This window comes from Planotetraspora phitsanulokensis (assembly GCF_016863295.1).
GTDB lineage: Bacteria > Actinomycetota > Actinomycetes > Streptosporangiales > Streptosporangiaceae > Planotetraspora > Planotetraspora phitsanulokensis.
This window is the reverse complement of record NZ_BOOP01000003.1, coordinates 62,571-82,225: the sequence shown is the minus strand read 5'-3', so window position 1 is coordinate 82,225 and position 19,655 is coordinate 62,571. Positions and strand designations below refer to the sequence as shown.

Sequence of the window (19,655 nt, the reverse complement as noted above, 5' to 3'; positions counted from 1 at the left end):
GGCCACGGGAAGGTCCCTTTTCCAGTGGGCGGAATTCGCCCGGTAAACGAACGTGGGTCCCCGTCTTCCGGGGACCCACGGTCCTACGTGACTACCGTCGCCGCTACTTGGTGAGCGGGGCCAGGTTGGGGTCGTTGGCGTACGCCTCGACGACGTTGTCCTTGGTCACGATCATCGGGGGCAGCAGGAAGGACGGGACGACCTTCACGCCGTTGTTGTACGACTTGGTGTCGTTGACCTCGGGGGTCTTACCGGCCTGCAGGTCCTTGACCATCTGGATGGTCTGCTTGACCAGGTTGCGGGTGTCCTTGTTGATCGTGGAGTACTGCTCGCCGGCCACGATCGACTTGACCGACTCGACCTCGGAGTCCTGACCGGTGACGATGGGCAGCGGCTTGCCGGCGCCCTTCACCGAGGTGATGATGGCGCGGGCCAGCGTGTCGTTCGGGGAGAGCACGCCGTCCAGCGTCTTGTCACCGTTGTAGGTGGAGGTCAGCAGCGAGTCCATCCGACGCTGGGCGTTCTCGGCCTTCCAACCGTCGGTGGCCGTCTGCTTGATGTCGGTCTGGCCGGAGCCGACCACGACGTCGCCAGAGTCGATCTTCGGCTTGAGAACGCTCATCGCGCCGTCGAAGAAGACCGCCGAGTTGTTGTCGTCCGACGAACCGGAGAACAGCTCGACGGTGTACGGGCCGCTCGGCTTCTTCTTCGCCATGCCGTCGAGCAGGGCCTGACCCTGGAGCTCGCCGACCTTGAAGTTGTCGTACGCGACGTAGTAGTCGACGCCCTGGGTGTTCTTGATGAGACGGTCGTAGGCGATGACCGTCGCGCCGGCCTGCTTGGCGGCCTCGACCTGGGTGCTCAGCTGCGCGGCGTCGGTCGCGCCGATGACGATGACCTTGGCGCCCTTGGTGACCATGGCCGAGATCTGCGCCTGCTGGTCGGCGACCGTGGTGGAGGAGCCCGCGTACTGGACGTCCGCCTGGAAGCCGGCCTCCTTCAGGCCGTTGGTGAACAGGTCACCGGCCAGGACCCAGTTCTCCGAGGTCTTCGCCGGGAGGGCGACGCCGATCAGGGAGTTGGCCGGGAAGCCCTTGGCGGCCTCGGTCGAGCCGGAGGTGGCGGTGGAGTCGCCGCCCTCACGCTCGGAGGAGCAGGCGGCCAGCGACAGCAGCGCGATTGCGCCGGCCGCCACACCCCGGACAAGGATATTGCGCATTTTGAGGTGCCCTTCTTCGAAATAAGACGAGACGGAGTCGTTCCGTCCGCCGAACGGTGGCCGAGTCAGCCTGCCACCGGACTCTTGCCGTGTTCCTGGCCCGTCTCCACGGGAGACGCGGAGCTGGGTGCCGCGTCCCTGCGGAACGGGCGCATCAGTGAATCGATGACTGAGAAGCGCCCCTGCTTCTTGTTGTAGGCGTCGAGCGCGACGGCCAGCAGCAGGACCACGCCCTTGATGATCTGTACGCGGTCGGACCCCACGCCCATCAGCTGCAGGCCGTTGTTGAGCACGGCCATGACGAGGCCGCCGACGATTGACCCGCTGATGGTGCCGAGGCCGCCGGAGACGGCCGCGCCGCCGACGAAGACGGCCGCGATCGCGTCCAGCTCCCAGCCGATGCCGTCCTGCGGCCCGGAGGCGGCCGAACGGGCGACGAAGATCATGCCGGCCAGAGCCGCCAGGACCGACATGTTCATCATCACCAGGAAGTTGACCCGCTTGAGCTTGACGCCGGACAGCTCGGCGGCGCGGGCGTTGCCGCCGACCGCGTAGATGTGCCGGCCGCCCGCCGTGTTGCGGGTGACGAATCCGTAGATCACGACCAGGACGCCGAGGATGATGCCGGAGACCGGGAAGCTGGTCCCGATCCGTCCACCGGCGAACTGCAGGGTCGCGAACACCACGACGACGAGCGGGATCGCGACCCGGATCACCGAGATCCACATGGGGGCGACCTCGGCCTGCATCTGGTGCCGGGTGCGGCGGCCCCGCCACTCGCGGACGACGACCGCCACGCAGATCACCAGGCCGAGCACGAGGGTGAGGTTGTTGTATCCGGTGTTCGGACCGACCTCCGGCAGGAAGCCGGCGCCGATGGTCCGGAAGCCCTCGGGCACGGGGATGGTGTCGGCGTTGCCGATGTACTGGTTGCCGCCGCGGAACAACATCATGCCGGCCAGGGTGACGATGAACGCGGGCACGCCGACGTACGCCACCCAGAAGCCCTGCCAGGCGCCGATGACGGCGCCGACCACGAGGCCGATCAGCACGGCGAGGAACCACGGTATGGAGTAGTCCTGCATGATGTTCGCGACCACGATGCCGACGAACGCGGCGACCGAGCCGACGGACAGGTCGATGTGGCCGGCGACGATGACCATCAGCATTCCGATGGCCAGGATCAGGATGTAGGAGTACTGGCTCACCAGCGAGATGAGGTTGACGGGGCTCAACGTCAGGCCGTCGGTCAGGATCTGGAACAGCAGGACGATCGCGACCAGCGTGAAGATCATCCCGAACTGCCGGGCGTTGGAGGTCGTCCCTCCGAACAGGGACTTCTGGAGTTCTTTCGCGCGGCTCATGCTCGTTGTGCCTTCTTCGCTGAGGTCATCTGCTTCATCAGGAGTTCGGGGTCGGCGTCCTTGTGGAGGATCTCGCCGGTGATGGTCCCCTCGAACACCGTGTAGATCCGGTCACACAGGCCGATCAGCTCGGGCAGCTCCGAGGAGATGACGATGACGCCCTTCCCCTGGTCGGCCAGCCGCTGGATGATGCCGTAGATCTCGTACTTGGCGCCCACGTCGATGCCGCGGGTCGGCTCGTCGAGGATCAGCAGGTCGGGGTCGGTGAACATCCACTTGGCCAGCACGACCTTCTGCTGGTTGCCGCCGGAGAGCTTGGTGACCCCCTCGTCGACGGTGGGGGCCTTGACGCGCAGGCTCTTCCGGTAGCTCTCGGCCGCCTCGTACTCCCGCACCTGGTCGAGCACGCCGTGGTTGGAGATCTTGGACAGCTTGGCCGACACCATGGAGGTCTTGATGTCGTCGAGCAGGTTCAGTCCGATCGCCTTGCGGTCCTCGCTGACGTACGCCAGTCCGTGGTCGATGGCGTCCGACACGGACTTCAGCACGATCTCCTTGCCGTCCTTGAAGATCTGCCCGGAGACGTAGTTGCCGTACGAGCGACCGAACAGGCTCATCGCCAGTTCGGTCCGCCCGGCGCCCATCAGGCCGGCGAACCCGACGATCTCGCCGCGGCGCACGGTGAAGCCGGAGTGCTTGGCCACCAGGCGCTCGGAGGAGATCGGGTGACGGACCGTCCAGTCGCGCACCTCGAAGAAGACCTCGCCGATGTTGGGCGTGTGGTCGGGGAACCGGCTGTGCAGCTCCCGGCCGACCATGCCCCGCACGATGCGGTCCTCGTCGACGCCGTCCGCCTTGATGTCGAGGGTCTCGATCGTCCGGCCGTCCCGCAGGATGGTGATGGAGTCGGCGACCTGCGCGATCTCGTTGAGCTTGTGGGAGATGATGATCGAGGTGATGCCCTGCCGCTTGAAGCCGCGCAGCAGTTCCAGCAGGTGCTGGGAGTCGTCCTCGTTCAGGGCGGCGGTGGGCTCGTCGAGGATGAGCAGCTTCACGTCCTTGGCGAACGCCTTCGCGATCTCCACGAGCTGCTGCTTGCCCACGCCGATGTCCTTGATCAGCGTGTCCGGGTCCTCTTCCAGGCCGACCTGGGCCATCAGCTCGATCGCACGGCGGTTGGCGACCTTCCAGTCGATCACGCCGCCGCGGCCCGGCTCGTTGCCGAGGAAGATGTTCTCGGTGATGGACATGCCGGGCACCAGGGCGAGCTCCTGGTGGATGATCACGATGCCCGCGTGCTCGCTGGCCCGGATGTCGGAGAACCGGCTCTCCGTGCCCTGGTAGAGGATCTCGCCGGAGTAGGTGCCGTACGGGTAGACCCCGCTGAGGACCTTCATCAGGGTGGACTTGCCGGCGCCGTTCTCCCCGGCGATCGCGTGGATCTCGCCGGACCGCACCACCAGGTTGACGTCGGACAGGGCCTTGACCCCGGGGAACTCCTTGGTGATCGAACGCATCTCCAGGAGGACGGGTGCGTCGCTCATGGTCGGCTCACCCCGTTCCGGGCCTGCGCCTGGTACGGCTGAGGGACGGCGGGATCGCCGTCCCTGGGCCGCCGGAGGGATCCGCGCGCGTCCGGCTGCAGGGGGCCGCGCCACGTCTCCTCTGACATTGTTGCCTCCGGGGTCGTCGTCTGTTCAGGCGACTTTCTTCCGCTGCCTGAACGATTTCGAAGACGAAGGGGTCACTGGAACCCCACTCGCTTATTTCTCGGACAGTTCGCCTGATCTGGGGGTGATCGACGCGTGTCGGCCCCGCAGTCGCACGCGGCCAGGGGCTGCGATGGACTGCCGGCGATGCACGGCCGCCTCGTCATGGGCGGGGGGTGACGACGGCCGCCGAAAGCGATCGTACTGGGGGTTTTCACCCCGATGCGGATCGGCAGGCGTATCCGTGCGTGCGGGGACTTCCTGACGGGACACGTCGCCGGGGGAGGAGAGGTCGGCAAGCATATCGATCTTGGTTCCCTCCTATCGGGCGTGACATCGTTGTCAGGCAGGCAGCGGGTAGAGACTCCACCCGCGTTACGGGCGTGTCAACTCGGCCCGTTCCAATGTGGCCATTTCGTGACGCGCGGGCATCTTTCTAGGCGTCTCACCTCGTACGATCCCCCGACCGGCCGCAGGGCGGGGCCGGTGCGGCCCACGCCGTACGGCGGGCCGATCGGAGCGCGCGGAGACGGTCAGGGCGCGTGGCCGGCTCGGCGTGCCGAGGCGCCCCGCGCGACCAGTTCGGTGGGGAGCACCACCGTCCGCGGCCAGGACCGGTCCCCTCCGATCCGGCGGAACAGCAACTCGGTGGCGGCCCGGGCCAGCTCGCGGGTGTCGTAGGCGATCACCGTCAGCGGGTACGGCACCAGCCGGGCGACGTCGAAGTCGTCGAACCCGAGCAGCGCGGCGTCGCTGCCGCGCCGGTGCAGTTCCTCGATCACCCCGAGGGTGATCCGGTTGTTCAGGCTGAAGAACGCGGTGGGGGGATCGGGCCGGTCGAGCATCTCCGAGACGACCCTGGCGGCGTCCACCGGATCACGGACGCCGTCGCGGACCAGTCGGGTGTCGTACGGCACGCCGGCCGGGGCCAGCGCGTCCTGCGCGCCGTCGAGCCGCTCGCGCATCGTGTAGACGTTGAGCGAGTCGAGCAGGACGCCGATCCTGCGGTGGCCGTCGTCGACGAGCCGGCGCACCCCGGCCCGCGCGCCTCCGCGGTTGTCGAGCAGCACCGTGTCGGCGATCAGCCCTCCGGCCGGCCGGTCGAGGAAGACCATGGGGGTGCCGAGCTCCACCTCGGCGCGCAGGAACGAGTGATCGTCACCGGCCGGCACCACGATCAGCCCGTCGACGCGGCGTGCGCACATGTCCTGCAGCAGTTGCCGCTCGCGCGCCGGATCCTCCTCGGAGCTGGCGATGATGAGCATCGTGTCGTGCAGTCGGGCGACCTCGGCCGCGGCTCCCGCGATCGTCGCGTAGAAGGGGTTGGCGATCTCCTCGATCAGCAGCCCGATCGTGGCGGTCGCCTGTCCGGAGCGCAGCGAGCTGGCCGACGGATTGCGGCGGAAACCGAGCTCGGCCACGGCGGCGAGGACCCGCTCGACAAGCTCGGGCTGGACGTGCGGCACGTTGTTCACGACCCGCGAGACGGTCTTCAGGCTCACGCCGGCACGGGTCGCCACGTCCACCATGGTGGGCCGCTTCGTACGGCCGACGTCGCTAGCCATGCGACGAACCATACCGGCAGACCGACCGCTATTGTGACAACGTTGTCCGAGCAATAGGAGTAGCATGTCCGACTTCGCCCTCGCCGTCGACATCGGCGGAACCAAGGTCGCGGCCGCGCTGGTCGCCACCGACGGGACCGTCGCGGAACGCCGGGTGCGGCCCACCGCCGGGTCTCCGGACCCTGAGGAGGTCTGGCTGCCGGTGGCCGAACTCGTCGCGGACCTGCGCGCGGTGGCCGGCACCGGGCGGGTGGTCGGAGTCGGTGTGGGCTCGGCCGGCCCGATCCATCTGCCGGAGGGCTCGATCAGCCCGGTCAACATCCCGGCGTGGCGCCGTTTCCCGCTCCTCGACCGTCTCGCCGAGTTGGTCCCCGGCGTCCCGGTCAGACTGGCCGGCGACGGCAGTTGCGCCGCGGTGGGGGAGCACTGGCGCGGCGCCGGGCAGGGCGTCGACGACCTGCTGGCCATCGTCGTGTCCACCGGGGTCGGCGGCGGCCTGATCCAGGCCGGTCGCCTGGTGGCGGGCCCGACCGGCAACGCGGGCCACATCGGCCACATGGTCGTCGACCTGGACGGCGTTCCCTGCCCGTGCGGGGGCCGAGGCTGTGTCGAGGCGATGAGCAGCGGCCCGAGCATGGTCGCGTGGGCGCTGAGCGCGGGGTGGCAGGCGCCCGTGCCCGCGCCGACCGGGGTGGACCTCGCGGACGCGGCCCGGACCGGAGATCCGCACGCGAACGAGGCGTTCCGGCGTTCGGGCCGTTCCCTCGCGGCCGGCATCGTCTCGACGGCCGCCATCTGCGACCTGTCCCGGGTGGTGATCGGCGGCGGTGTCGCGGCCGCCCACGACCTGCTCTTCCCGCCGCTGCGGGAGGCCATCGCCGAACACGGCCGGCTGGCCTTCCTGCGGGAGCTGACGGTGACGACGGCGAGCCTCGGCAACGCCGCCGGCCTGGTCGGCGCCGCCGCGTTGGTGCTCGCCCCGGAGGCCTACGCCGGCCGCGGCGTCGCCTCGCTCACCTGACCCCGCTGAACCGGGGAAACGAACAGCCTGTTTCCGCCAGGTTACGGGATCGCTCTTGACAACGTTGTCTTAGAGGGATCAGGCTAGCCGCGATCTGCAGCCGGGTGCGCTTGCGCGAGCCCAACGACCCCTCGTGGAGCTTTCGCATGGCTCAACATCTCCATACGAACTCACGGCAGCGGCCGTGGCGGTTCGCGCCGCCTCACGGCACCTCGCCCGGCACCGGCCCGCGCTGATCGGCCGCCGGAGCCGGACCGCTCCAGGCCGATGAAGGCCGGCCCGAAGCACGGCCGGCCCGAGCGCCCGGCAGGCGCGTCCGCGCTCCGTCGCAGTCGATCGACCGCGGCACCCAGGGTCGTCACCCCGACATTCGACGCTCTCGACCCCCATCGAGTCGAAAGGCCCCCGTCCATGCCCCATTCCCCCATAGCCCGCCTCCTGTCCCTCCGGCGGATAGCCGCGGCCACCGCGCTGTCGCTGCCGGTGTGGATGCTCGTCGGCGTACCCGCCGCGAGCGCCGCGGCGCCGCCCGGCGACTTCCGCTCCTCGTTCGAGACGGCCGACCCGCAAGCCGCGGCGAGCACCGTCGAGACCGCGGACGGCAAGCCGGTCCAGGCGAACCTGAGCGGATCCAACCCCGGACTGCCCGGAAGCGTGCTCAGCCAGATCAGCGCGGTGACCGCGAGCGCGGAGAACCCGCCGGGCGAAGTCGCCGCGAAGCTCAAGGACGACGACTCGTCGACCAAGTGGCTGGCGTTCAGCCGTGCCGGCTGGGTGACCTACCAGATGGCCCAGCCCGTGGTGGTGAAGAAGTACGCCCTGACCTCCGCGAACGACGCGCCGGGCCGCGACCCCAGGGACTTCGCGGTTCAGGGGTCGAACGACGGCAACGAGTGGACCGACCTGGACAAGCGGACGGGGGTGAGCTTCAGCGGGCGGTTCGCCACGAACACCTACAGCTTCACCAACACGACCGCCTACACGTACTACCGGCTGAACGTCACCGCGAACTCCGGTGACTCGATCATCCAGCTCGCCGACTGGAACATCAGCGACGGCTCGGACGTCGTGCGGCCGGCCACCCCGATGGTCAGCGTCGCCGGTCCGGGTCCGGTCGACGGCGCCAACATGAAGCCCGGGGCCGGGTTCACCGGAGTGACCGCGGTGCGGTACGCGGGCTACGCCCAGGCCGGCGGCCGCGCGCACGCCACCAACAAGCTGTTCGACGTCGACATCCCGGTCGGGCCCAAGACCCGGTTGTCCTACAAGGTCTTCCCCGAGTTCACCGCCGACGACGCGCGGTACCCGTCGACCTACGTGGCCGTCGACCTGCACTTCACCGACGGCAGCTACCTGAGCAGCCGTTCCCCCCTCGACCAGCACGGTTACCCGCTCACGGCGGCCGGGCAGGGTGCCTCGAAGGTGCTGTACACCGACGAGTGGAACGCGGTGCAGTCCGAGATCGGAGCCGTCGCGGACGGCAAGACGATCGACCGCATCCTGCTCGCCTACGACGACCCCCAGGCGACGGACACGACCCGGTTCCAGGGCTGGCTCGACGACATCGTCGTGACGGGCGTTCCGGCGCCGATCGACGGCTCCAGCCTGACCGACTACGTCGACACCCGGCGCGGAACCAACGCGACGGGCGGGTTCTCGCGCGGCAACAACCTGCCGCTCTCGGCGGTGCCCAACGGCTTCAACTTCTTCACGCCGGTCACCAACGCCGCGTCCAACAACTGGGAGTACGACTACCAGCGGGCCAACAACGCGGCTAACCTGCCCATGCTGCAGGGCCTGGAGATCTCGCACGAGCCCAGCCCGTGGATGGGCGACCGCAACCAGATGTCGGTCATGCCGGTGCTCGCGGGCGGACCGCTCACCGGAGCGCCGAGCAACCGCGCCGTCGCCTTCAGTCACGACGACGAGGTCGCACAGCCGGACTTCTACGGAGTCACGCTGCAGAACGGCCTGAACGCGCAGATGTCGCCCACCGACCACGGCGGCATCATGCAGTTCACCTTCCCGGCCGGGCAGACCACCGGAAGCCTCGTCTTCTACAACGGCACGTTCACCATCGGCTCCGACGGCACGTTCACCGGCTGGGTCGACAACGGAAGCGGCCTGTCGGCCGGTCGCAGCCGGATGTTCGTGTCGGGCACGTTCGACCGGGCGCCGACGGCGACCACCGCCACGGCGGCCACCTTCGACCTGTCCGCGACGCGGCAGGTGACGCTGCGCATCGCGACGTCGTTCATCTCGGTCGACCAGGCGCACAGGAACCTCGACTTCGAGGTCACCGGCAAGAGCTTCGACCAGATCCACGCCGCCGCCACCGCGGCCTGGCAGGACCGCCTCGGCCGGATCGAGGTGCGGGGCGCGAGCGACACGCAGCGGGTTTCGCTGTACTCGAACCTGTACCGGCTGAACCTGTATCCGAACTCGCAGTCGGAGAACACCGGCACCGCCGACAAGCCGCACTGGCAGTACGCCAGCCCGGTGTCGGCGCCGACCGGCGCGTCGACCGCCACGCAGACCGGCGCGAAGATCGTCGACGGGCAGATCTACGTCAACAACGGGTTCTGGGACACCTACCGCACGGTGTGGCCCGCGTACTCGCTGCTGTACCCGGACATCGCGGCCAAGATCGCCGACGGGTTCGTCCAGCAGTACCGTGACGGCGGTTGGGTCGCCCGCTGGTCGTCTCCCGGCTACGCCGACCTGATGACCGGCACCAGCGCCAACGTCGCACTGGCCGAGGCCTACCTCAACGGCGTCAAGCTGCCCGACCCGCTCGCCGCGTACGACTCCGCGGTGAAGGACGCGACCGTCGCCTCCGGGCGCAGCGAGGTCGGCCGCAAGGGCATCGAGACCTCGCTGTTCCTCGGCTACACGCCGACCTCCACCGGCGAGTCCGTGTCGTGGGCCCTCGAGGGCTTCATCAACGACTACGGCATCGGCAACATGGGCGCGGCCCTGGCCAAGGACCCGGCCACGCCGAAGTCGGAGCGCGCCAGGCTCAAGGAGGAGTCCGAGTACTTCCTCGAGCGGGCTCGCAACTACGTCAACCTCTTCGACGACAAGACGAAGTTCTTCCGCGGGCGTGACGCCTCCGGCAACTTCCTGACCGGCGACCCGCTCGACTGGGGCGGCGTCTACACCGAGACCAACGGGTGGAACTTCGCGTTCACCGCGCAGCAGGACGGCCAGGGCCTGGCCAACCTGTTCGGCGGGCAGAAGGCTCTGCGGGACAAGCTCGACGAGTTCTTCGCCACCCCGGAGAACGCCGACCACGTCGGTGGGTACGGCACGACGATCCACGAGATGCTCGAAGCGCGTGCGGTGCGCCTGGGCCAGCTCGGCATGAGCAACCAGCCCTCGCACCACATCCCGTACATGTACGACTACGCCGGGGCGCCCTCCAAGACGCAGGCGATCGTGCGGGAGATCCTGCAGCGCCTCTACGTCGGCAGCGAGATCGGCCAGGGCTACCTGGGCGACGAGGACAACGGCGAGATGTCGTCGTGGTACGTCCTCAGCTCGCTCGGCATCTACCCGCTGCAGGCCGGCTCGTCCAACTGGGCCATCGGCTCGCCGCAGTTCACCCAGATGACCGTCCACCGCAAGACCGGCGACATCGTGGTCAACGCGCCGGACAACAGCACGAAGAACGTCTACGTGCAGAGCGTGAAGGTCAACGGCAGGACGCAGCACTCGGTGTCCATCGACTCGTCCGAGCTCGCCCGCGGCGGCAGGATCGACTTCCAGATGGGCTCGGAGCCGTCGTCCTGGGGTACCGGCAAGCACGACGCCCCGCCGTCGCTGACCAAGGGCGACGAGGCGCCCAAGCCGTTCCAGGACACCACGGGTCCGGGTCTCGGCACCGCGACCGCGACCGGGGGCCAGGACGCGTCGAAGCTGTTCGACGACACGTCGACCACGCAGATGACCTTCGCCACCGGCACGCCGCAGGTGAACTGGACCTACCGCGGAGGCAAGCAGAAGCCGACGTACTACACCCTCACCTCGGGGGCGAGCGCGGGAGACCCCGCGGACTGGCGCCTGCAGGGCTCCAAGAACGGGATCACCTGGACCACTGTCGACTCCCGTAAGGGAGAGGTCTTCCCGTGGCGGAACCAGACCCGGTCCTTCAAGATCGACCATCCGGGACGGTTCACGCAGTTCCGCCTGGTGGTGACGGAGTCCGTCGGCGCCACGCAGACGAACCTGTCCGAGATCGAGTTGCTCTCCGGCGGCGACGTCCAGCTCACCGGTGACGACATCGCGGTGACCGCCGTCAGCGGCGTCCAGGCGAGGTCCGGCGCCGCGGTGTCGGCGCCGCTGGCCACCGTCACCGGTGGCGACGCGAGCGGTTACCAGGCCACGATCGACTGGGGCGACGGCACGCCGGCCACCCCGGGCACCGTGACCCTGAGCTCGCGCGGCGTGTACAACGTCACCGGCTCGCACACCTACGCCACGCCGGGTTACCACCAGGCCGGCGTCACGGTCACCGACGGCGACGGGCAGGGTTCGGACACGGCCGGGGTCGACGTGGCCTACGTGCCGGACTCCGGCCTCACCGCGGCCTTCGACACCGTGTGCATCGGCGACCAGGGTGTCGTCGCGGCGAACTGCGACGCCAAGTCGTGGGCGTACTCCCGCGCCGCTCTCGAGGCGGCCGGCGTGACCCAGGGCGAGCGTCACGACGTTCCCGGTACGGCGCTGCACTTCACTCTGCCGGAGATCCCGGCGGGGCAGGCGGACGACGCGACCGGCAACGGCAAGACGATCGTGCTCGACCTGCCGGACGACGCGAAGAGCATCTCGTTCATCGGCGCGGGTACTCAGGGCAACCAGAGCACCACCGCCACCGCGACGTTCAGCGACGGCAGCGCCGCGACCCTCCCGATCCAGATGAGCGACTGGACGCTGGGCGGCAACGCCAACGGCACTCCGTCGTACGGCAACATCGTCGTCGCCAAGGCGGCGTACCGGCTGTACGGCACCAGCAGGGACAGCGCGCAGCCGTTCCTGTTCGCCACCGCGCCGTACCAGATCCCGGCGGGCAAGAAGCTGGTCTCGGTGACCCTGCCGGCGCAGACCGGCGACCCGGGCTCGGCGGGCAGGATCCACGTGTTCGCCGTCGCCGACGACGGTACGCCGGCCCCCACGCTGGAGACCACCGCACCGCAGGCCCAGAAGGCCACCGCGGGGCAGGCCCTCTCGGCGGACCTCGGTTCCGTCACCGGCGGCGTCCCCGGCTCGGCGGGCTACCACGCACGTGTCCAGTGGGGCGACGGCACGGTTCCCGACGACGCCGTCGTGGACGCGTCCGGCGCGATCAGCGGACGGCACACCTACGCCCAGGAGGGCACCTACACGGTGCACGTCACCTCGTGGGACACGCGGTCGAGCCGCACCGAGTCCTTCACCGTGACGGTGGCGGGGTCCGGGCGGCAGCCGTCGATCGCGGTGACGCCGTCGGCTCTCGCCGGCGCCCCGATCACCGTCAACGGCAGCGGGTTCGCCGCCGGCGAGCAGGTGACCGTGAAGCTCGGCACCAGCCCGGTGCGGAGCCTGACGGTCGAGGCATCGTCGACGGGAGCGGTGCACGCGTCGGTCGAGGCGTCCGATGACGCCGAGCCCGGCCTGTACTCCGTCACCGCCGCCGGCACGTCCTCGCAGACACCGGCGACGGCGACCGTGCAGGTGACCGAGCAGCCCGCGGCGCCGGTGTACCGGCCGGAGGCGCTCGCCTCCGCGACCTCCGGGCCTCGCGGCACGGCGATCGTGATCGACGCCAACGGGTTCGCCCCGGGCGAGGCGGTCACGATCACCTTCGGTGACGGCCTGTCCGCCACCACCGTCCACGCGAACGGCGACGGCATCGTCACCGGACAGACCGTCAGCGTTCCCGGTACGGCCAAGCCCGGTTCGACCAGTGTCACGCTGGCCGGCGCAGACTCGGCGGCCCGGGTGGAGGTGCCCTTCACGGTCACCGGCTCGAACTGATCAACCGAAGCCGCCGGTGAGCGGGGCGCGTGACCACGGCCCCGCCCACCGGCGGCGTCCCTCCCCATCCGGGTGGGTCGAAAGCCTGGTCATCCACAAGATGACCAGGCTTTCTCATTTCAGGCCGTCGGTCACTGGAGATCGGCGGACAGGGCAGGACGGCGGGTTTTAATGATGCTTGGTATCGAATCTGCCGTTTTGCCCAGAGATGAACGGCAGCCATGCTCCACCATGCCGTGCATCGGCTTCCGGCCGCTGCTCGTCGCCGTCGCGGGGGATGAGCCGGGCGGTGAAGGTCCCGGCACACCGTGCCCTGCCGTGCTCCGGCCACCCGGACTACCGTGAGGAGTGGAGGCCCCTGACCGATCGTGGACTTCGTCGGACAGGCGGGAGGTGAGCGAAGATGAGCGTTCTGGGCTCGTGGCTGCGCGCCACCATCGAAGCCGACAAGGCCGTCGCCCTGGTGATGGAACAGGACCCTCGCGACACGATCGCCCGCTGCGACGCGGCGTTGGCCATCCTCGACGAGCACGACATCGTCCAGGTGGACGGGATCGGGAAGAACGCACGGGTCACGCAGATCCCGGCATGCAAGACCTGTGGCACCAGGCACGGGGTTCCCTGCCGCACGCTCCGCCTGCTCGCCCGGGGATACCGGCACCGCGAAGGCTACGACGACGAGTGGTCTCCGGCGTGACGAGCCGACCATGTTGGTGATCATGCATTGGTTCGTGGACATGTGGGCCGAACCGGGGGTTCGCCGTTCGTGATCATGTGGCAGCGAAGTGCATGATCACGGAATGCGTACGGCCGGCTCATTGCGAGTCTTTGCGAACCTGTGCATGATCACGAAGTGGAAAAGCCCAGGCCACTCAACTGATCGACGAATCTGTGCATGATCGCGGCCGGGGGGTGGGCCCCGGTGGCCCACAATGCCCCGTGTTGCGACGGGGGCGTGAACCCAGAGGGCTGATTCCTGACGATGGAGCACTCAGCGGGGGAGGGGGCTCCATATATCTCCGTGTCGGCCACCGCCGATCCGGTGTCATCCCCACAGCTTTCCCACGCGTACACATTGCGGACGAAGATGACCATGACGATGACAGCGAAGCCGATGAGCGCCACGAGGAACACTTTGCTCAACCGTCTCATCGCCGCCTCCAGCCCCTGCCGGATGGACGAGGTCGGTACCAGCTGAGGTGGCCGGAGCGAGATGGCACCCGCCGGTCCTAGTCCACCGAGAAGGGGACCATCACCCACGTTACGTCCGCGCTCCGGGCAGACGGGCCGCGCACCCCGGCCTGCGAGGCCTGCTCAGCTCCGCTCGGGCACGGCCATCTCCCCCAGGAGGGACCAGTCGTCCTGCGGGACCGTCACGTTGACGATCCGGGGAGTCTCCGCGAGGTGGCCGGGCAGCGTGCGCTGCGCCTGCCTGAAGTGCTCCGACTGGACGTGCGCCGCCCCGGCGTCGCCGTCCCGGAACGCCTCGACGAGGACGTACTCCGCCGGGTCCTCGACGCTGCGCGACCAGTCGAACCACATGCAGCCCGGCTCGTCGCGGGTCGCCTGAGTGAAGTCGCGCGTGATCTCGATCCACTGGTCGGCGTATTCGGGCAGCACGCGGAACTTCGCAGTAATGAAGATCATTTAAGTCTCTCAGGTGGTGATGGACCGGGTACCGCCCCGGCGCGACCACTGATGATCCTATGACAACGGTGAGAGCATGATCCGGTGATGACGGGGTGAGCCGCCGGCCCGCGCGCCGCGATTCGCCGTACCAGCCGGGGAGAGACCGTGGATCTGTCGAGAACAGCCCTCCTGCTCATCGACATGCAGAAGGAGAGCAAGTACGGCATCGCGAACGTGGAGGAGGCCGTCGCCGCGGCGGTCCCGCTCGTCGATGCGTGCCGGCGGCTCGGTGTCCCCGTCGTCTACACGCGTCACGTGAGCCGGGCGGACGCGGTGGGCCTGCCCAACGACGAGGTGCTGGACGCGCAGGGCAAGCCCGTCTACTACCGATCGGGCACCGACGCGGTGGAGGTGATCGACGAGCTGGCTCCTCGCCCCGAGGACGTCGTCGTCGACAAGCACCGCTGGAGCGGCTTCCACGAGACGCCGCTCGACCTGATGCTCCGCGGCCTCGGGGTCAAGCACCTGATCGTCGGCGGCTTCGTCACCGACGGCTGCCTGCTGACGACGGTCTTCGACGCCTACGCGCGGGACTATCAGGTCAACCTGGTCAAGGACGTCTGCGCCGCCACGAACAGCGGCTCGCACAAGGCCGCGATCCTGATGATGGCCAACTGGGTCTACGACATCGAGATATCGAGTGCGGCCGAAACGGTCAAGAAGCTTCGCGGCGAGGCGTATCGCTCGTGGACGTCGTCGGGACCCGACCAGCTCCAGTTCACCGCGGAGACCCTCGACCGCGTCTTCGCCGAGCTCGGCTGACGGCTCCCGGCCGGACGCCGACGGTCACCCGCCCAGGACGCGCTCCTGGGCGGGTGGGACCTCAGAAGGTCTCGGTGAGGGTGTTGAAACGGGACAACATCTCTCCCAGCAGCCGGACCTCGTCCTCCGGCCAGGTGTCGAGCAGCGCGCGGAAACGCTCCTGGCGTGCCCTTCGCGCGCGGTCGAGCCTCTGCCGCCCCTCGCGGGTCAGCTCGAGGAGGTGGGCGCGGCCGTCCACGGGGTCGGGGGCGCGCCCGATCAGCCCGAGGGTCTCCAGCGCCTTCAGCTGGCGGCTGATGGTGGCCTTGCCGATGCCGTAGTAGGCCGCCAGGTCGCTGGGACGCGCCGGAGCGGCCTCGTCGATGCGGACCAGCAGGCCGTACGCGCCGGGGTCCAGCTCGGGATGCACGTCGCGCCTCATCTCGGCGGACAGCGCGCGAGATCGGCGGAACAGGACGCCGAGCTGGTGCTCGAGCTCGCAGTACGCCTCACGCCCCTCGACGGGGGTCGCCGCATGCGTCCCGGTCATCGCGCTGTCACCTCCTGCTTCCGAAACCCCGGTGAGGATCGGCACTCCGGGTGCCGGTCGTGTCCCGGGCCGGCCATGACGATCATGACAGGGCGGGCGGTTCGCCCTGGACCGCCTGGATGTCCAGCTCCACCCTCACTGTGGCCCCGATCAGAGAGATGCCCGCCTGCACCACCTGGTTGTAGTTCATCGCGAAGTCCTCACGGCGCAACTCGGTGAAGGCGCGGAACGCGACCCGCAGTCCGCCCCACGGGTCTGGGCTCGTGCCGAGATAGGTCAGATCGAGGTCGACCGGACGGGTGACGCCGCTCATCTCCAGTACACCGCGCAGCGTCCACCGGTTCGGACCCGTGGGGGACAGCCCGGTGCTCGAGTAGGTGATCGTCGGATGCCGTTCAGCGTCGAGGAAGTCCGCCGAGCGCAGGTGGTCGTCGCGCGTGCCGTTGCCCGTGTCCATCGACGCGGCGTCGATCTCGGCCACGACGCCGGACGCCTCGGGGGTCGCGCCGATGTCGATCCGGCCGGAGAACCGGCCGAACCGTCCCTGCACGCTGGACAGGCCGAGGTGCTGCGCCGTCGCGGCCACCCTGGAGTGGGCAGGATCGATGGTCCACACGCCGGGCGGCGGGAGCTCCGCGCCGCCCTGCCGTGTGAGTACGACAGTGCCCAGCTCGGCGGTGCCGGCAGCGGTCGCGATCGCCGTCGACGCGGTCGGGGCGTACCCGACCGCGGTGACGACGACGGTGTAGACGCCGGGTGCGAGAGGGCCGGTCAGCACCGCCCCGTCGTCGTCCGCCTCGGCCCGCACGACCTGGTGGCCGGACGGGTCGGTCACGGTGACGATCGCGTGCTGTATCGCCCAGCCGTCCTTCGTCCGCACCCGTGCGCGAAGGCCGTGCCGCTCCCCGGGCATGGACGCGGAGGCCGGAGGGCCGCTGTACATGCTGTCCCTGCTTTCGCCGCTCATCGGGCTGCGGAGTCCGGCGTCATTCCGCGTGCCCGAGCCACAGGTCGTGCTCGTCGTCGCCCTGCCCGGTCAGGTCGAGAGGGCTGGCCATGGGCGGGTACCCGGTGGCGATCAGGGTGTACCGGCCGTCCGCGAGGTCGGCGAACGCGTACTGCCCGTCCTCGCCGGTCGTCGCCGTGCCGACGACGTCGCCCGCGGCGTCGAGCAGCGTGACCCGGGCGTCGGCGAGCGGCCGGCCGGCCCCCTTGGCCCGGACCGTGCCGCGCACGTGGGCGCCGGGCAGCAGTTCGATGTCCTGGCTGGTCAGGGTGGTCCCGACCTCGACCGGAACCGCGGCCGGACGCAGCCCTGGGGCGCTGACCGCGAGGGTGTAGGCGCCGGCGACGACCCCCGTGAAGGCGAACGCGCCGTCGTCGCCGGTCGTCGCCGTGGTGACCACCTCGCCGCGCACGTCCGTCAGGATGACCATCGCCTCCGCCACCGGCATGCCGTTCGCGTCGCGCACGGTGCCGGACAACTTGCCCGAGCCCGCCAGCACCAGGTCGAAGTCCAGCGGCCGGTCACCCACCACGAGCGTCGCGACCTGAGGGTCGTGCTCACCGGCTGAGGCGATCAGGACGTATGTGCCGCCGCCGGGGGCCCACAGGCCGTACCCGCCGTCGGCCGTCGTGACCGCGCGGCCGAGCTGGTGCCCCCGCACGTCGATCAGGGTGAGGGTGGCGCCGGCCACCGGCGTACCGTCCGCGCCGCGGACGAAGCCGCGGATCCCGCTGCCGACGCTGGTCTCGACGGTGTCCGCCGAAGCGGACACCACATGTTGTGCCGCCGTCGTCCTGGCCAGGTCGTCGCGCCCGCCGTGGGCGCCGGCGGCCACCGGCACAGGCACCGGCACGTCGCGGTGCGCGTGGCGGCCGGGCGCCGGGACGTCGGCCGGCGGTGCGTCCGCGTCCAGAGGCTGCTCGGAACCGGCGCTGCGGAGCGGGATCTCCTTGATGAAGAGGATGGCGACCAGTGCCAGCAGCGCGCTCGGCGCCGCGTAGAGGAACACGTCCCCGACGCCGTGGCCGTACGCGCTCTGCACCACCGCCCGGATGGGCTCCGGCAGAGCGGACAGCCGGGGAACCGAACCGTCGCTCAGCTCGCTGTGCACGCCCAGCTTGGCCAGGCCCTCGTCCAGATAGTCCGTGATCCGGTGGCCAAGCACGGCGCCGAGAGCGGAGACGCCGATCGCGCCGCCGAGCGTCCGGAAGAACGCGACGACCGAACTGGCCGCGCCGAGGTCCTGCTGTCTCACCTGGTTCTGTACGGCCAGGACGAGGTTCTGCATGGTCAGGCCGACGCCCATGCCGATGGCGACCATGTAGACGGCCAGCAGCCAGTAGTTCGTGTCGTACCGCAGCGTTCCCATGAGCCCGAACCCGGCGGTCAGGAACAGGCCGCCCGCGACCAGGAAGATCTTCCAGCGGCCCGTGCGGGTGATGATCTGCCCGGCCGCGGTCGACGACACGGCCAGACCGAGGATCAGCGGCAGGGTCATGATCCCGGCCTTCGTCGGCGTGTCACCACGCGCGAGCTGGAAGTACTGGGAGAGGAAGGTGGTCGCGCCGAACATGGCGACACCGACCAGCAGACTGGACACCACGGCCAGGCTGATCGTGCTGTTGCGGAACAGGCGCAGCGGCACGACCGGCTCGCTGGCCCTCTGCTCCACGAGGAGGAAGAGCAGCGCCAGCACCAGAGCGCCGCCGACCATCGCATAGGTCTGCCAGGACAGCCAGTCGTACTTGTTGCCGGCGAACGAGATCCAGATGAGGAGCAGCGACACCGAGGCCACGATCAGCGTCGCGCCGGCCCAGTCGATCTTCACCTCGCGCTTGAGCACGGGAAGACGGAGCGTCCTCTGCAGGACGATCAGCGCGAGGACGGCGAACGGCACGCCCACGTAGAAGCACCACCGCCAGCCCAGCCAGGAGGTGTCCACGATCACACCGCCGATGAGCGGGCCGCCGATGGTGGCGAGGGCGAAGACCGCGCCGAGATAGCCCGAGTAGCGGCCGCGCTCGCGCGGCGAGATCATCACCGCCATGATCACCTGGGTGAGGGCGGTGAGGCCGCCGGCGCCGATGCCCTGGACGACCCGGGCGCCCAGGAGCATCCCGGGGTTCTGCGCGAGCCCGGCGACCGCCGAGCCGGCCACGAAGATGATCAGACTCAGCTGGACGAGCACCTTCTTGCTCACCAGGTCGGCGAGCTTGCCCCACAGAGGCGTGGAGATCGTGGTCGCGAGCAGGTCGGTGGTGATCACCCAGGTGTAGGTGGTCTCGCTCGCGTGCAGGTCGGCGATGATCGTGGGCAGTGCGTTCGACACGACGGTCGCCGCCAGGATCGCCACGAACAGGCCGATCAGCAGCCCCGACAGCGCCTCCAGGATCTGCCGGTGCGACATCGACCCGGCTGGATCACGGGCCACATCCCGCGCATCGGCCGGTACTGCGGTTGTCATCTGGGTCCTTTCGCGGGGAGCCGTGCGGGGCGGGGGTGCGGGAGGCGTGCACGGCGGGAGTACGGGGGCCTGCTTGTGTGGGGGAGTTCGGCGATCACCTCGGCGGGGGCGCCGAGGGTCTCGCGGGGGCGGTGCGAGGACACGGATGCGTACGGCTCATGCCTCGATGCCCTGACCACCTTCATCTGGTTGCCGAGGGCAACTATATGTGATGCCCTATGGGCGTTTTTCGGCGGGTATGGTGCTTATGTCCGATCCAAGATCGCGTGCCGCCTGGGGCGCCGCGGTCGCGTGGCTCTTCCGGCCTGGGGC

12 protein-coding genes are annotated in these 19,655 nt (G+C 69.5%); 4 read left to right on the top strand and 8 right to left on the bottom strand.

Annotated features, from left to right (window positions below):
- Positions 1 to 103: 103 nt before the first annotated feature.
- The 4 genes from Pph01_RS03220 to Pph01_RS03205 form a co-directional block, all read right to left on the bottom strand.
- Positions 104 to 1,219 carry a substrate-binding domain-containing protein gene (locus Pph01_RS03220; RefSeq protein WP_204071398.1) on the bottom strand — a complete coding sequence of 372 codons (1,116 nt, stop codon included), beginning with the start codon at positions 1,217 to 1,219 and terminating at the stop codon, positions 104 to 106.
- A gap of 65 nt (positions 1,220 to 1,284) precedes the next feature.
- On the bottom strand, positions 1,285 to 2,583 hold the full coding sequence (gene mmsB / locus Pph01_RS03215; protein ID WP_204071397.1) for a multiple monosaccharide ABC transporter permease: 1,299 nt from the start codon (positions 2,581 to 2,583) through the stop codon (positions 1,285 to 1,287).
- Positions 2,580 to 4,127 (bottom strand): multiple monosaccharide ABC transporter ATP-binding protein, encoded by a 1,548-nt coding sequence (gene mmsA / locus Pph01_RS03210; protein ID WP_204071396.1) that lies wholly within the window; start codon positions 4,125 to 4,127, stop codon positions 2,580 to 2,582. Before mmsA ends, mmsB begins: the two co-directional genes overlap by 4 nt.
- A gap of 698 nt (positions 4,128 to 4,825) precedes the next feature.
- A complete protein-coding gene (locus tag Pph01_RS03205) occupies positions 4,826 to 5,857 on the bottom strand; it encodes a LacI family DNA-binding transcriptional regulator (RefSeq protein ID WP_239116402.1) in 1,032 nt (343 codons plus the stop codon).
- Between the two features lie 64 nt (positions 5,858 to 5,921).
- Here Pph01_RS03205 and Pph01_RS03200 point away from each other — a divergent pair, with 64 nt between their 5' ends.
- From Pph01_RS03200 to Pph01_RS03190, 3 genes are all read left to right on the top strand, one after another.
- Entirely contained in the window at positions 5,922 to 6,878 is a 957-nt protein-coding gene (locus tag Pph01_RS03200; protein ID WP_204071395.1) for an ROK family protein, read from the top strand.
- A gap of 411 nt (positions 6,879 to 7,289) precedes the next feature.
- Positions 7,290 to 12,893 (top strand): GH92 family glycosyl hydrolase, encoded by a 5,604-nt coding sequence (locus tag Pph01_RS03195; RefSeq protein WP_204071394.1) that lies wholly within the window; start codon positions 7,290 to 7,292, stop codon positions 12,891 to 12,893.
- A 403-nt stretch (positions 12,894 to 13,296) separates the two neighbouring features.
- Positions 13,297 to 13,590, top strand: a complete 294-nt coding sequence (locus Pph01_RS03190) for a DUF6221 family protein (RefSeq protein WP_204071393.1) — start codon at positions 13,297 to 13,299, stop codon at positions 13,588 to 13,590.
- 617 nt (positions 13,591 to 14,207) lie between these two features.
- Here the strand turns inward: Pph01_RS03190 and Pph01_RS03185 are convergent.
- Positions 14,208 to 14,540 (bottom strand): putative quinol monooxygenase, encoded by a 333-nt coding sequence (locus Pph01_RS03185; protein ID WP_204071392.1) that lies wholly within the window; start codon positions 14,538 to 14,540, stop codon positions 14,208 to 14,210.
- 147 nt (positions 14,541 to 14,687) lie between these two features.
- Here Pph01_RS03185 and Pph01_RS03180 point away from each other — a divergent pair, with 147 nt between their 5' ends.
- Positions 14,688 to 15,344: a cysteine hydrolase family protein gene (locus Pph01_RS03180; RefSeq protein ID WP_204071391.1), complete on the top strand. Its 657-nt coding sequence runs from the start codon at positions 14,688 to 14,690 to the stop codon at positions 15,342 to 15,344.
- A 61-nt stretch (positions 15,345 to 15,405) separates the two neighbouring features.
- Here the strand turns inward: Pph01_RS03180 and Pph01_RS03175 are convergent, their stop codons facing one another.
- The 3 genes from Pph01_RS03175 to Pph01_RS03165 all read right to left on the bottom strand — a co-directional run bounded on the left by Pph01_RS03175 (position 15,406) and on the right by Pph01_RS03165 (position 19,343).
- Positions 15,406 to 15,873 carry a MarR family winged helix-turn-helix transcriptional regulator gene (locus tag Pph01_RS03175; RefSeq protein ID WP_204071390.1) on the bottom strand — a complete coding sequence of 156 codons (468 nt, stop codon included), beginning with the start codon at positions 15,871 to 15,873 and terminating at the stop codon, positions 15,406 to 15,408.
- An 82-nt stretch (positions 15,874 to 15,955) separates the two neighbouring features.
- Positions 15,956 to 16,816, bottom strand: a complete 861-nt coding sequence (locus Pph01_RS03170) for a YceI family protein (protein WP_239116401.1) — start codon at positions 16,814 to 16,816, stop codon at positions 15,956 to 15,958.
- A 43-nt stretch (positions 16,817 to 16,859) separates the two neighbouring features.
- Positions 16,860 to 19,343, bottom strand: a complete 2,484-nt coding sequence (locus Pph01_RS03165; RefSeq protein ID WP_204071389.1) for an MFS transporter — start codon at positions 19,341 to 19,343, stop codon at positions 16,860 to 16,862.
- Between the last annotated feature and the right edge of the window lie 312 nt (positions 19,344 to 19,655).